7 protein-coding genes, 1 tRNA gene and 1 pseudogene are annotated in these 14212 nt (G+C 73.3%); 4 read left to right on the plus strand and 5 right to left on the minus strand.

Features of this window, described 5'->3' with window-relative positions:
* Positions 1–839: 839 nt before the first annotated feature.
* The 4 genes and pseudogenes from OG899_RS13930 to OG899_RS13945 all read right to left on the minus strand — a co-directional run bounded on the left by OG899_RS13930 (position 840) and on the right by OG899_RS13945 (position 4677).
* A complete protein-coding gene (locus tag OG899_RS13930) occupies positions 840–1199 on the minus strand; it encodes an ASCH domain-containing protein (RefSeq protein WP_168131809.1) in 360 nt (119 codons plus the stop codon).
* Positions 1196–2313 (minus strand): annotated as a pseudogene (locus OG899_RS13935) (hypothetical protein). The gene OG899_RS13930 and the pseudogene OG899_RS13935 overlap by 4 nt, the downstream one beginning before the upstream one ends.
* Before the next feature lie 638 nt (positions 2314–2951).
* Positions 2952–3392, minus strand: coding sequence for a hypothetical protein (locus OG899_RS13940; RefSeq protein ID WP_125500548.1), 441 nt, complete (start codon positions 3390–3392; stop codon positions 2952–2954).
* A 55-nt stretch (positions 3393–3447) separates the two neighbouring features.
* Entirely contained in the window at positions 3448–4677 is a 1230-nt protein-coding gene (locus OG899_RS13945) for a helix-turn-helix domain-containing protein (protein WP_125500549.1), read from the minus strand.
* 233 nt (positions 4678–4910) lie between these two features.
* Between OG899_RS13945 and OG899_RS13950 the strand changes: the two genes are divergently transcribed.
* From OG899_RS13950 to OG899_RS13965, 4 genes are all read left to right on the plus strand, one after another.
* Positions 4911–4999 (plus strand) — tRNA-Ser (locus OG899_RS13950).
* 934 nt (positions 5000–5933) lie between these two features.
* Positions 5934–6245, plus strand: a complete 312-nt coding sequence (locus OG899_RS13955; RefSeq protein ID WP_125500550.1) for a hypothetical protein — start codon at positions 5934–5936, stop codon at positions 6243–6245.
* A gap of 349 nt (positions 6246–6594) precedes the next feature.
* Positions 6595–7152 (plus strand): SigE family RNA polymerase sigma factor, encoded by a 558-nt coding sequence (locus OG899_RS13960; protein ID WP_125500551.1) that lies wholly within the window; start codon positions 6595–6597, stop codon positions 7150–7152.
* Between the two features lie 192 nt (positions 7153–7344).
* Entirely contained in the window at positions 7345–9000 is a 1656-nt protein-coding gene (locus OG899_RS13965) for a long-chain fatty acid--CoA ligase (RefSeq protein ID WP_125500552.1), read from the plus strand.
* A 91-nt stretch (positions 9001–9091) separates the two neighbouring features.
* Here OG899_RS13965 and OG899_RS13970 read toward each other — a convergent pair whose 3' ends face one another.
* Positions 9092–13867 (minus strand): PAS domain-containing protein, encoded by a 4776-nt coding sequence (locus tag OG899_RS13970; protein WP_189427953.1) that lies wholly within the window; start codon positions 13865–13867, stop codon positions 9092–9094.
* Positions 13868–14212: the final 345 nt, after the last annotated feature.

Here is a 14212-nt window from a genome sequence, read left to right on the forward strand (position 1 = left end):
AAAGGGGCAGCAATACGGCCATAAGCGTCCAAAGCGTCTCGAAAGTTGCGGAACGGATTGCGAGGCGGGGACAGCGCATGGCCGCATGACCGGCCACGGGCCCAGCGCAGCGGAGCTGTTCAGAGTTTCTTTACTGGATCAAGGCGGCCCGCCTTCGGCGGGCCGCGCGCGCTGGCGGCCACGGGCCGCCGCCGCTCCTGTCTGCCGCCCCGCTCCGGCGGCCCCCACCCGCTCAGCGCGCAGCAACGCCGAGGCGGACAGCCTGAGCAGGAAGCAACCCGACCAGTCCGAGCACCAGGACCAGGCCGACACCGACCAAGCGAGGCCCAGCCACCCGACCAGTCCGCACTTCGCAACCACTGGACTTCACAGCCGCAGGCAGGCCCATATGTCAGGCAGCCGCGTCGGCAACGCCCAGGCCGGGACCGGGGCGAGGGCCGTGACGAATGGAAGAAGCGTGGCTGAGGCCGGCGGGGGGTTGCTGGAGACACACGTGACGGGTGCTCGTTCGGCGGACCCGCCGCCGTGGCTGACTTTCGGTGGTGCAGGTCAGAACTGGGATGCGTCCGACCGAGCTGCAACAGTGACCCTCTCTAACTTCGCGTTGAGGCAAGGGGGTTGCAGTCGCACCCGAGTTCGGGCACGCCGACCACCCCGGTACCATCGGCACCGGGGTCCTGATCAGGGATTCCCCCGACCGGACCACCCGGCACGCTGTCCAGGCTGAGGGGTGGTCCGGTCTCTTCTGTGGGCGCCCGCCGATCGCGGCACGGGCGGCGAGCGGCGGGCGCCAGGGAAGCCGTACGCCCTCTCGGGGGACCGAGGGCGGCACGGCGGGCTTACTTCGGCAGCAGCTCGATCTCGATGGCGAGCGCGCCGAGCGCTTCCTTCTCCGCCGGGTAGATCTCGCGGATGTTGGCGAGCTGCTGCTCGCGGGAGGAGACCGGGTTGACGTTCGCAGGCCCCTCCCCGTCGAGCAGTTCCTCGAACGTCTTGTACTCCGTGACCCGCTTGACCAGGACGTCACAGGTCTCGTCCGTGCCCTTGATGCGGAAGCGGATGACGTCTCCGGCGGCCAGGTCTTCGAGGTGGGGATACTTCACCCGCACCTCGATTGTCTTCTGACCAGCGGCGACAAGGTCGAAGTACCGGCGGTAGAGGTTCAGTTCGTGGACGCGCGCGGCGGCAGTTTCCGTCATCGGGCGGGAACGCTCCTAGCAGTTGCAGTGGACATGAGCCGGCCGAGTTCACCGGCCGAGTACGAGCGGAAGAAGTGGCGGGGGTCGGCGAGTAACACGTCCGTCAGACCGAGCAAGCGGTCGACGTACTCACCCAACGAGCCGGGCCACTCTCGGGTGTCGAGCATCCAGGGGGCCGCACCGTCAGGCAAGGGTGCGCGCCCCTCGCGGATCAGGGACTTGGACAGCTTCGCGCCCGTGTCCGTGACGACCTGGGGGCAGAACAGCCGGGCGGGCAATTGCCCGCGGGTGAGGCCGACCGCCTGTAGGGCACCGTCGACGAGGATGCATCCGGGCATCCAGTCGCTGCCCTTCACCATGACGTACAGCGTGCCGACTGCCCCGCTGATCATCAGTTCCTTGACCAGATTGCGGTAGAGCGTGGCCAGGTCCAGGTAGCCGCCGTCCGCCGGTTCGATGACCACCTCGTACTCACCGTGGTGCAGGCACACGGCCGAGACGGTTGCCCGCTCGAAGCCGTCGTCACGTACGCGGGTGCGCTCGGCGTACTTCTCGGCCCCCCCCCGCAGCCGGGACGCGGGCAGGGGACACGGACGTGCGGCACGCCGGACGACGGGGACAAGTACCAGCGGGCGGCGTCCATGCGCGGCAGCACGCGCAGCCAGGTGCGCCGGAAGTGCGGGGCCGCTTGCTGCTGGGTGTACGTCTCGACCGAGAACGGCACCTTCAGCCGCTCGGAGAGCGCGGTGAACAGCGGCCGGTAGAGCTTGTCGATCTGCTCGGCGATGCCGGCCGCGCCGAGGGCGTGGGCGTAGGCGCGCTGGTAGTGGTGACCGCTCTCCTTGTCGGTGACGATGGCGTACGGGGCGTTGTCCAGTGCGCTGAACTGCACTACGGCCGGGACGCCGAACCGGTCGCGGATGCGGGCCGCCGCGGCGAAGGTGAGCGACTGGACCAGGGACGTTCCGATGTGCGGGGCACCGTTGATCTGCGTTCCCACCACGAACACGATCCGCTCGGGTTCCGCGTTTACGATGTGCGGCCTGAGCAGGTCTTCCGCACTCGTGAGCGCGTTGGCGAGCACGGTGTTCGGCGATACGGGATAGGTGGTCACCGCGTCTTCCCCTCGGTAGATGGGCAGGACAGCGCCGCAGAGCGGCGGGTGTGCTTCAGCGGTCGGGTGGTGGACCCGCCCCCGCGCTGGGGGGAACCAGGAAAAGCGCGGGGGCGGGAGTCATCGGAAGGTGCGCCGCCCTCGCGGTCTTCGGTGGCGGCCCGTCCCCGCCGGGGAGTGGGGTGGGCACCGGGCGGGGACGGGAGCTTGTGGGGGCGCTGGTCGGCGGGTGGGCAGCGGATACACGCGGAGGGAGTACCGGGCGTCGGAGTCCGTCACGGTGAATATGAACGCCCGGCCCGTGGCGAGAGAGCGCAACGTGTGCTCGTAGGCGCGGTCGTCTTCTGCCCACGCACGCAGGGCTGCGTCAGGGCGAGGAACGTCCGGGCCAGCGGCCGTGAGGGGTGCGTCTCGGAGGAACAGAGCGTCAGGGGCCGGGGACAGCAGCCGGGCGAGGCGGTGAGCTTCCGCGCGGAGCCAGCGGGCAGCGAGGCGCGGGGAGCGGCCACGGTAGGTGGCGAGCAGGACCTCGCGAGAGCCGCTGAGGTCGTGGGCGGTCGCCTCACAGCGGAAGGCTATGGGCGACCGCATCGGGGCACGTGCAGAGGCCGGCGGGGCGAGCGTCAGCACGGCCGGGCTCACCGCGTGTGCTCCCGTGCCGATTCCCTCGCGGCGATGAGCTGGGTGAACTGGATGGAGTACAGCTCAACCTGCGCCGGGGTGAGCACGAGCACCGTCTCGCAGGTGCCGCCGTCTTCGTAGTGGACGGTTACGGGCAGCGCGGCCTGCTGGGCGCGGTGGTCGTAGATGGCGTCTAGCCGCATTGGCGTGACGTGCGTGACCGGGACCGGCACGGGGCGCAGGGTGGTCCCGTCCGACTTGGCACGCCAGTCTTCTCCCCCGCCCGGCGGGCGCAGGTGGTACGACGCCGAGGTGTCGCTCGGCAGGGCGACGCATACGCCGATCTTCCCGCCCTTGGCGAGGTCGAGCGCCAGGTCGCCGAGGCGGGGGTGGAACGGGGCGCCAGCGCTTAACTCAGCGCCACGAGCGGGAAGTTGCTTCGCGGTTCGTTCGGCCATGCCCCGAAGCTAGGAATATTTCCGGGGCCGAATATGAACCGTAGGAATACGACCCTCACCCGTCGAGGTGGAAGCGGTCTGACATGCGGCGCAGCTTCTCGCGGGTGCTCGCCCGCTCGGCGTACACGATGCTGCGCAGTGTTGACCGGGCGATGGGGTGATTGCGTACGAGCTGGGGGGCGATGCGCTCGGCCTTCTCCAGTTCCTTCAGCGCCTTGTCGCGGTTCCCGTCCCACAGCCAGGCCCGTGCCAGGTCCATGTGGTGGTGACCCTGCCGGGAGTTGGGAAGCGACTCGATCACCTCCTTGCTCGTGCGCCGGTTGATCGACAGCGCCTCGCGTTGCTCGTGCATCTCCAGGGCGACGCTGATCGCGTGGATCTGCACGTTGCCCGGCGAGAAGGTGAGGCTGTGGCGGTCGTAGACCGGAGGGCCGACGGTCTCCACCATCCGCTTGGCGGCAGCCCGCGCGTGCTTGATCCGGTCTTTCGCTTCGGCCTTGCGACCACCCCGCGCAGCCGAGACAGCCGCACGCAGTTGCAGAGACCCCCACGCCCTCACGGCCAGCGGCTCACCACGGTCGTATTCCTGCTGCACGCTTCGGAGCGCGCGGTCAGACAGGGCAATGGCGTCATCCCAGTCCGCCGTGGCCCACATGTCCCACACGCGCATCCAGTCGGCGACAGCAGGCATGACCGGGTCGCCCGACAGCCGCGCGGACCAAGCGGCCCGTTCACATGCCATGGCGACCAGCTCAGGGTGCCCCAGGGCGTGCGCGGACGTGTGAGCGAACTTGCAGCACACCGCATAGATCGCGTACGCCTCTTCCCGCTCGTGGCCCGTGGCGACTTCGGCCAGGGCGCGCGTCTCACGGAAGAGGTCGGGGAGTACCTCCATGATGGCCGTGTTGGCCGCAGCATCGCGCAGGCGGTGCAGTCGAGTGGTTTCCTGCCACAGCTGACGAGCTGGCCGGGGTGTCCCGTCGAAGACGGGAGCGAGGTCGTAGCGGCGCAGTTCGCGCATGATCGCTGCGGCAGAGACCTGCCACTGATTCTCGGCCGGAGAGCTGTTGTATGGCCGTCCGATCAAGTCGTTCGGGTGTACGTGCAGCTCCGAGGCGATCAGGTTGAGCAGGCCGACGCGATCCAGTTCGATGAGGCCGCGTTCCATCTTGGACACCCAGCCCTGCGTCTTGCCCAGGGCGGCAGCGAGGTCAGCCTGAGTCATGCCCAGGCGGAGCCGGGCGCGGCGTACGCGATTGCCGATCTCTTCGGCTTCTTCCAGCATCAGCGCGCCCCCCTATAGGCGAGGCGCCGGCGGTCCAGCAGGCGGCGAGGCATCGTGCTCCATCCGTCGGGGCTTCTACCCTTGACGGTACCGACGCCGCGTGCCCCGTGTGGAGTGCTCCAGATCGGGAAGTGCCCCGAAACGGAGTCAGTGGACCCCGTGTGGACCACGAGCCCCGCGCGAGGCCCGAGACCGGTAGTCTGTAGGCGCTCCGCCCCAGGTGGGACGGGGCCGAGGTGGGTTGCCCGAGCGGCCTAAGGGAACGGTCTTGAAAACCGTCGTGGCAGCGATGTCACCGTGGGTTCAAATCCCACCGCCTCCGCAGCACCGAGCAGCAGCACGGCCCCCGGCCCGGGGTGAGGGCCGGGGGCCGTCGGCATGCGCGGGCCGTGCCGGGCGGGGCGGGGCCGGCCGCCGGTCCGCGTGATGCCTCCAGCACTCATCCGCACGGGGCCACCGGGCTCACCGCACTGCGCCTTCTCGACGGCGTCCGTGCAGGTCTCGTTCAGATGCCTCATGGCATCGGCGTCCTCGTGGCCAGAGGCACGGACCTGGATGGCCGTGTACAGCGTCCTGTCCCGGTGTGGTGGAACCGCATCGCGATCCTCGCGTTCGCGGGCATTGTCGCCCGGGACGAATGACGGTGCGTGAGCCTCGATGCCGGGGGGCGGAGAGCGCGGTCTGTTCCGGTCGGCGTCCGGCCGGTCCGTCGCAGGCAGTCGTCGTCGCGTCGTCTCCTGCTCGACTGCCCTTCCCGGGCAGTGGTGGTGAGCGTGTATCAGTGCCGGCACCGCACGAGGATGCGCGTGCGCCTGGCGCCGCCCCGGAGTGCAGCCGGTGGTTTTCGCGTCCGGGAGAGGGCGGTCCGGGACGTGTGTCTGTTCGAGCGCCGGGTGGGGGCGCACGGGCGGTGCGCCCCGGGGGCGGGGGTGCGGTCGCCCGGTCGGACGACTGCTGGGGAAACGGTTCACCCCTGGTGGCGCTTGGGGCGACCGATCGCTTGCCGGTGCCTGGGGGAAGAAGAGGGCGAGAAAGGTGGTGAAAGGGGTTTATCGACTTGTCCTCACGCTTAGGTGCGAATCGGGGCCTCAGAGGTGGTCCGGCGGTGATCCGTGGGCAACTCTGATCTTGCGACGTCGTGAGAGAGCGCCGGGGCGGTCGGCCAACTGCCCTGGTGAGAGCCGTAGTTCAGATCGCTTCACGCAGCTTCATGTACTCCCGGCAGGCAGCCGGTGCGTACCTCTCGGAGGAGCAATATGGCAAGCATCCGTACCGCCCGTGTCCTCGCCGCCGTCTCCGCTGTGCCGCTCGCGGCCGTTCTCTTCGGCGGCATCGCCGCCGCGGACACCGGCGCTGTCGCGGGCAACCGATCGAACGCGGGCGTCGCCGGTGTCGTCGGCAGCGGCGTCGGACACAACAACAGCGGCAACTCGTCCACCAGCCAGCAGCAGGCGATCGGGAACGGCGCTTCCAACCAGAGCAACACCGCTCAGGTGAACCGGTCGGCGTTCACGAACGTCCAGCAGGGCAACAGGAACGTCGCCATCACCTTCAGTCCGCTGTGGTGAGCCGGGGTGGGCCGGCGCGCAGCTCGGGGATGCGTCGGCCCTGACCTGGTGGGTGTGCTTGTGGGGATGCAACACGCCGGTGCGGCGGTGCTTCGGTGCCGCCGCACCGGCGCGTTCGGGGACACGGGGACGGGTCCGCCCGGTGCCGCGGCGGCCGTGCACGCGGCCCGCCCGAGGGCCGGCGGACTCCGGACGCGGCGCCTCACTCAGGGGCGAACCCTCAGATGAGGCCGGTGATTCCTCCACCTGCAGGAGGTGCGGCCGGCCCCACCCCTCCGACCTGAGGCGGACTCGGCTCCGACACCTGCGGGCGATCCGCCGGGGCGGGTGCCGCTTCTAGCGTGGTGCCATGACCACACCCGTCTGCACCAGCGCGCCCACCGCCGCCGTACCGGTGTCACCGGGCCCGGCGTATGTGTCGTTCAGCGCCTATGTGCGCCACCGCCGGCCGGTGCTGCTGCGTACCGCCCGGTCGCTGACCGCAAACCCGAGCGACGCGGAGGACCTGCTGCAGACCGCGCTCGCCAAGACCTACGCCGCGTGGGAACGCATCGAGGACCAGCGGGCACTGGACGGGTACGTCCGGCGCGCCCTGCTGAACACCCGCACCTCGCAGTGGCGCAAGCGCAAGGTGGACGAGTTCGCGTGCGGCGAGCTGCCGGAGCCGGAGACGGGGTCCGGCGCGGCCGATCCCGCGGAGCAGCAGGCGCTGCGCGACGCCATGTGGCGGGCGGTCACCAAACTGCCCACCCGGCAGCGGGCGATGGTCGTCCTCAGGTACTACGAGGACCTCTCCGAGGCGCAGACCGCCGAGGTGCTGGGGGTGTCCGTGGGCACGGTGAAGTCGGCGGTGTCCCGGGCGCTGGGCAAGCTGCGCGAGGACGCGGAGCTGGACTGCGTGCGGTGACCGCGGCGGGCCGGTGCGTGCACCGGCCGGGGCGGTCGCGGGCGTGGACGCCGTACGGAGCGGTCGCGGACGCCGACGGGACGGGAAACCGCTGATCGATCACTCCCGCCTAGTGACATACCGCGTGGTATGCGCGCAGAATCGGCGCAACTCGCTACCGCCGCGCAGGCAACGCGCCACGGGAGGACCGCTGTGCTGAGCACCATGCAGGACGTACCGCTGACCGTCACCCGCCTCCTCGACCACGGGATGCGTGTGCACGCACGGTCCCGGATCACGACCTGGACCGGCGAGGGCGAGCCGCGCCGGCGCACCTTCGCCGAGGCCGGTGCACGGGCGGCCCAGCTGGCGCACGCCCTGCACGACGAACTCGGCGTCCGGGGCGACGACCGGGTGGCGACCCTGATGTTCAACAACGCCGAGCACGTCGAGGCGTACTTCGCCGTGCCCGCGATGGGTGCGGTGCTGCACACCCTGAACCTGCGGCTGCCCGCCGAGCAGCTGGTGTGGATCGTCCAGCACGCCGCCGACCGGGTCGTCGTCGTCGACGGGTCGCTGATCCCGGTGCTCGCCCCGCTGCTGCCGCGGATGACGAGCGTCCAGCACGTCGTCGTCTCGGGCGCGGGCGACCGGTCCGCGCTCGAGGGCACGCACGCGCGGGTGCACGACTACGAGGAGCTGATCGCCGGCCGGCCGGTCACCTACGACTGGCCGGAGATCGACGAGCGGCAGGCCGCCGCCATGTGCTACACCTCCGGCACCACCGGCGACCCCAAGGGCGTGGTCTACAGCCACCGTTCGATCTATCTGCACTCCATGCAGGTCAACATGGCGGAGTCCATGGGCCTGACCGACCGGGACACCTCCCTGATCGTGGTGCCCCAGTTCCATGTGAACGCCTGGGGTCTGCCCCACGCCACGTTCATGACCGGCTTCAACATGCTGATGCCGGACCGGTTCCTGCAGCCCGCCCCGCTCGCCGAGATGATCGAACGGGAGCGCCCGACCCACGCGGCCGCCGTCCCCACCATCTGGCAGGGCCTGCTCGCCGAACTGAACGCCCGTCCCCGGGACGTCTCCTCTCTCGCGCAGGTCACCATCGGCGGTTCGGCCTGCCCGCGGTCCCTGATGGAGGCCTTCGACGCGAGAGGCATGCGGGTCTGCCACGCCTGGGGCATGACGGAGACCTCCCCGCTGGGCACGGTCGCCCGGCCCCCGGCGCACGCGGTCGGCACGGACGAGGAACTCGGCTACCGGCTCACCCAGGGCCGCTTCCCGGCCGGTGTGGAGGCCCGGCTGACCGGCCCCGACGGCGAACGCCTCCCCTGGGACGGGAAGTCCGCCGGCGAGCTGGAGGTGCGCGGCCCGTGGATCGCCGGGGCCTACTACAACGGACCGGACGCCGAACCGCTGCGCCCCGAGGACAAGTTCAGCCCGGACGGCTGGCTGAAGACCGGTGACGTCGGCACCATCTCGCCCGACGGCTACCTCACCCTCACCGACCGCGCCAAGGACGTCATCAAGTCCGGCGGCGAATGGATCTCCTCGGTGGCGCTGGAGAACGCCCTGATGGCCCATCCGGACGTCGTCGAGGCCGCCGTCGTCGCCGTCCCGGACGAGCGGTGGGGGGAGCGTCCGCTGGCCACGGTCGTCCTCAAGGACGGTGCCGCCGCGGACTTCGCCGCCCTGCGCACCTTCCTCGCCGAGGAGGCCAGGATCGCCAAGTGGCAGCTGCCGGAGCGCTGGACGGTCGTCGACGCGGTCCCGAAGACGTCCGTGGGCAAGTTCGACAAGAAGGTGCTGCGCCGGCAGTACGCCGCCGGGGAGCTGGACGTCACCCGGCTGTGAGACCGGAGCGGCCCGCCCGCCGCCCCACCGTGCACCGGAGGACGGCGGCGACGGGCGGGCCGCGCCGCACCGTCCCGCCCGCCGCCCGCGGTCAGTTGACGCCGATACGGGCCAGCAGATCCACGATCCGGGTCTGCACCTCGGGACTGGTGGACCGCTCCGCGAGGAACAGCACCGTCTCGCCCGAGGCCAGCCGCGGCAGGTCCGCCTGGTCGACGGCGGCCGTGTAGACGACCAGCGGAGTGCGGTTGAGGTGCCCGTTCGCGCGCAGCCAGTCGACGATCCCGGCGCGGTGCTGCTGCATCTGCATCAGGTCCAGCACGACCAGGTTCGGGTGGAACCGGCCGGCCGTGGTCACCGCCTCGCTGTCGCTCGTGGCCCGCGCCACCTGGATCCCGCGCCGCTGCAGCGCCTCGGTCAGCGCCAGCGCGATCTCCGTGCGCTCCTCGATCAGCAGCACGCGCGGCGGGTGCTGCTCGCTGTCGCGCGGCGCCAGTGCCTTGAGCAGCACGGCCGGATCGGCGCCGTAGGCGGCCTCGCGGCTCGCCTGCCCGAGCCCCGCCGTGACCAGCACCGGCACCTGGGCGGCGACCGCGGCCTGGCGCAGCGACTGCAGCGCCGTCCGGGTGATCGGACCGGTCAGCGGGTCGACGAACAGCGCCGCGGGGAACGCCGCGATCTGCGCGTCGACCTCCTCGCGCGAGTGCACGATCACCGGCCGGTACCCGCGGTCGCTCAGCGCCTGCTGGGTGGAGGCGTCGGGGGCCGGCCAGACCAGCAGCCGGCGCGGGTTGTCCAGCGGCTCCGGCGGCAGTTCGTCGTCCATCGGCTGCGGGCGCGGCGGGTCGGCGACCTCCACCGCGCCGCCCGGACCGTCCAGCGGTTCGGGTCCTTCGGCGGCGTTCTCGTCCGGGGCGCTGATGGCGTACGACCGCCCGGCGCCCTGGGTGGCCCGGGTGAGCCGGGCCGGACCGGCCGGCGGCTGCGGCTGGGCCGCGGGGGCGCTGTGGGGCTGGTCGGCCGGCGGGTGCGGGCGGGCGCCCTGCTGCTCGGACCGCTGCTCGGGGCGTGCCATCGCGTCGGACCGGGTGCCCAGCTTGCGCCGGCGTCCGGAGCCGCCGGACGAGTGCGGGGCCGGGGTCGCCGAGGGCTGCTGCACCTGGGCGGCCTGGTGGCCGAACGGCACCCCCTGACCGAGGGTGCGCACGCTGATCGCGCGGCCCTGCGTGGTGTCGGAGTCGGCCGGCACACCGGTCTCCGCGGGCAACGGCTGCGCCAGGCGCTGCGCCCGGCCGCCGGGCTGCGCCGGGGCGTGCCCCGCTGCCTGGGCGGGGGGCTGCTCGGGCGGCAGCGGGGTGGCGGCCGGTGTCCCCCGGGCCGGTGTGACCTGCGGCTGCGCTCCGGCAGCCGGGGCGGCGGGCGTACCGGCGGCGGGCGCGTCCCCGGGTGCGGGGGCGGCGGCGGGCGTCGGCGCGGTCGCCGTGGGCGGGGTGTCCGGCGTGCCCACCGGGGGCACGGGCGCGGCGGGAGCGGTGCCGTGCGCGGGGACGGGCACGCCCGGCGCGGCACCGGCCGGTGGCACCGGGACACCCGGCGCGGCCGGCGGTACGGGCCCGGCGGTGCCGGTCGGCGGTACGGCGGTGCCCGCGGCCGGGGTGGTCGCGGCGCCGTCGGCGGCCGGCCACGGCTGCGGCGCCGGGGCGGGCAGCTCCGCACCCGGCGCAGGGGTGGCACCGGAGGGCGCGGGACCCTGCTCCGTCGCGCCGGCGGTGCCGGGGGCGGCGGAGGCCGGGTCCTCGGCAGCCGGGGCCGTGGACGGCGGAAGAGGGGCGGCGGGAGCGCTCTGCCCGGCCGTGGCCGTGGTCTCGGCGGGCAGCGGTGCGGCCTGCGTCGACGGGGACTGCGGCAGCGGCTGTGCCGTCGGCCGCGCGGTCCCGGCGGCCTGTGCGGGCGCGGCATCCACGGCCGGCCGACCGGCGCCCGCCTGCGGCGCGCCCGGCACGCCCGTCGGCGGAACGACGGGGGAGAGCTGCGGCATCTCCGGCGCGTCCGGTGCGGACGATTCCTGCGCCGGTGCCCCCGCCGCCGGGCTCTCCGGGGGCAGGGCGACGGCCCGCCGCCGGCGTCCCGTCGGTGTGCCCGTGGGATGCGGCTGCGGCGCGGCGGCGTCGTCCGCGTGGTCGTGCGGTACGGCGTCGGGCTGCCCGTCCGGCTGACCGGCGGCGTCCGGAGCGGCCTGTGCCGGGATCCGGCCCACGGCCGGGGCGGCCTCGGACGGTCCGGGCACGGCCGGTGCCTCCGGTCCGGGCGACGGCCGGTCGGCCTCGGCGGGCGGCAGGGCGAACACCGCACGGGGGTTCGGCTCCTGCGCGGCGCTCCGCTCCGTGGCCGAGGCCAGGGCCCGCCGTCGGCGCCCGGTCGGCTGCGCCCCGGGCGTGCCGGCGGCGGCCACGTCGGGCTGCCCGGCCGGGGCGTGCGACGCGGCGGGCGGCACCGGCTGCGCGACCGGCGCCCCGTGCGGCGGGACGGGTTGTGCGACCGGCGCCCCGTGCGGCGGGACGGGTTGTGCGACCGGCGCCCCGCTCGGCGGGACGGGCTGTGCGGCGGACGGCGCGGGCAGGGCGCCGGCACCGGACGGCAGCGCGTGCGGCGCGTCGCCGGCCCGGCGGGCACGACGTCCGGTGGGCGCGGCGGGCATGCCCTGCGGCGGCACCGTGCCGCCGAGACCGGGACCGGACGCCGCCGTTCCCGCGGCGTGCTCCGCCGCCGTGACCACGGAACCCTGGGCCGCCTCCGCGTCCTCGGCGGGGCGCCCGCGACGCCGACCGGTGCCGCCGGAGACCTCGCCGCCGGCCTGGGCCGGGATCTGCGGGGTCTCCTCGGCCGCCCGCCGCCTGCGCCGCCCGGTCGGAGCCGGTACGGCCGAGGCGTCGCCCTCGGGCTCCAGGAAGGCGTCCGTGGACGCCCGGCGCGCCCGCCGCCGCCCGCCGGACGGCTGCTGCGCGGGCGCGGGCAGCGCGCCCGGCGCGGCCCCGGCGTCCGCGGGTGCGCCTTGCGCCTTCGCGGCCTCAGAGGGGGCAGCGTCCTCGGCGGGGGCGGTCGGTGCGGCGCCGGCGTCCGCTTCCGGCTGCGCCTCGGCGGCCGGGCCGAGGGCGGCCAGGTCGTGAGGGGCCGGCACCTGGTCCTGGCCGGCCATGACGGTGCCCGCGCCGCTGCCGAGCGGCACTTCCAGGACGTACGCGTTGCCGCTCGTCCCCGGCACCTCGTGGGTCTGCAGCACACCGCCGTGCGCGCGCACGATCCCGCGCACGATCGGCTCGTGCACCGGGTCCCCGCCGGCGTACGGGCCGCGCACCTCGATCCGCGCGACCTCGCCGCGCTGCGCGGCCGCCACCACGACGGTGTTGTCCATGTAACCGGTGGCCGACACCGGGGTGTTGCCGGTCGCGTCGACGCCGGCGACGTCCGCGACCAGGTGGGCGAGCGCGGTGGCCAGGCGGTGCGGGTCGACCTCGGCCTCGATGGGCGGCGCGTGCACGGCGAACTGCAGCCGTCCGGGCCCGACCAGTTCCACCGCACCGTCGATGCCGGCGGCCACCACGGAGTCCAGCATCACCTTGGTGCGGGTGATCTCCTCGCTGCCCGCGTCGAGGCGCTGGTAGGCCAGGACGTTGTCGATGAGGGTGGTGATGCGGGAGTAGCCGGCCGACAGGTGGTGCAGGACCTGGTTGGCCTCCGGCCACAGCTGTCCGGCGTTGTCGGCGGCGAGCGCGGACAGTTCGCGGCGCAGCTCCTCCAGGGGGCCGCGCAGGGACGAGCCGAGCAGCGTCAGCAGCTGCCCGTGCCGGGCGGCGAGCGCCTCGTAGCGTTCCTTCTCGCGTTCGCCGAGGGCGGTGTACCGCTCCTCGCTCGCGGCGAGTTCCTCCGCGTGCCGCTCGCCGAGCTTCTCGATCTCGGCGACGTGCTCCTGACGCAGCGCGGTGAGTTCGGAGGCGTGCTCCTCGGCGAGCTTCTCCAGTTCCTCCGCGTGCTTCTTCTCGGCGGCGGCCTTCTCCTCGGCGAGGGCGTCGTACGGCCGCCGGTCGGTGAAGGTCATCACGGCGCCGACGAGCTGGTCGCCGTCGCGCACCGGCGCGGTGGTCAGGTCGACGGGCACCTTCTCCCCGGACTTGGACCACAGCACCTGCCCGCGCACCCGGTGCTTGCGGCCGGAGCGCAGGGTGTCGGCGAGCGGCGACTCGTCGTACGGGAACGGCGAGCCGTCGGCGCGGGAGTGCAGGACCAGGGTGTGCAGCTCGCGGCCGCCGAGTTCGCCGGCCCGGTAGCCCAGGATCTGCGCGGCCGCGGGGTTGACGAGCACGATCCGCCCGTCGGTGTCGGTGCCCACCACGCCCTCGGCGGCGGCCCGCAGGATCATCTCGGTCTGCCGCTGCGAACGGGCCAGCTCCGCCTCGGTGTCCACGGTGCCGGACAGGTCGCGCACCACCAGCATCAGCAGTTCGTCGCCGGTGTAGCCGGAGCCGTCGTAGGCCTGCTGGCCGTTCTGCAGATTCGCGCTGGTGACCTCGACCGGGAACTCGCTGCCGTCGGTGCGCCGCGCCACCATCCGGGTCGGCTTGGTGCGGCCGCGCGGGTCGATGTGGTCGGGCCGGCGCATCGACCCGGGGATCAGCTTGGAGTCGAACTGCGGCAGCAGGTCCAGCAGTCCGCGCCCCACCAGGGCCGTGCCGGGGGTCTCGAACGCCTCCAGGGCGATGGTGTTGGCGTTGACGACGGTGCCGTTGGCGTTGACCAGCAGCAGCGCGTCGGGGAGGGCGTCGAGTATGGCAGCGAGGCGAGCAGCGCCTCGGGATGGCCTGCTGCTCACGAGACGCTTCCTCCCTGTCACCGCACCTTGCCGACCGCGGGGGTCATCTTGCCAACCGGCCCGCAGCGTGTCACGCGAGCGAGTCTATGCGCTGGGGTTGCAGCTGCGACGCCGGACGGGTGGGAGGTCACACGGGCGAACGGCCGTGAACCGGGGGGCGCACGACGGTACTTCGCGCGACCTCCGCAGGACCTTTACGCCTGCTGCTCCCGGGCCCGCGTCGGTCCTCGGACCGCCGGGTCCTGAACGGTCCCGCCCGTCCGGCGCTGTGCCGTGCGGCACACGTCCGGCCCGGTGATCCGGCCGCCCGCCGCGGCCGGACCCGAAGACGGTCCGCGAAGCCGC

It is taken from the genome of Streptomyces thermoviolaceus, from assembly GCF_045209695.1.
GTDB lineage: Bacteria > Actinomycetota > Actinomycetes > Streptomycetales > Streptomycetaceae > Streptomyces > Streptomyces thermoviolaceus.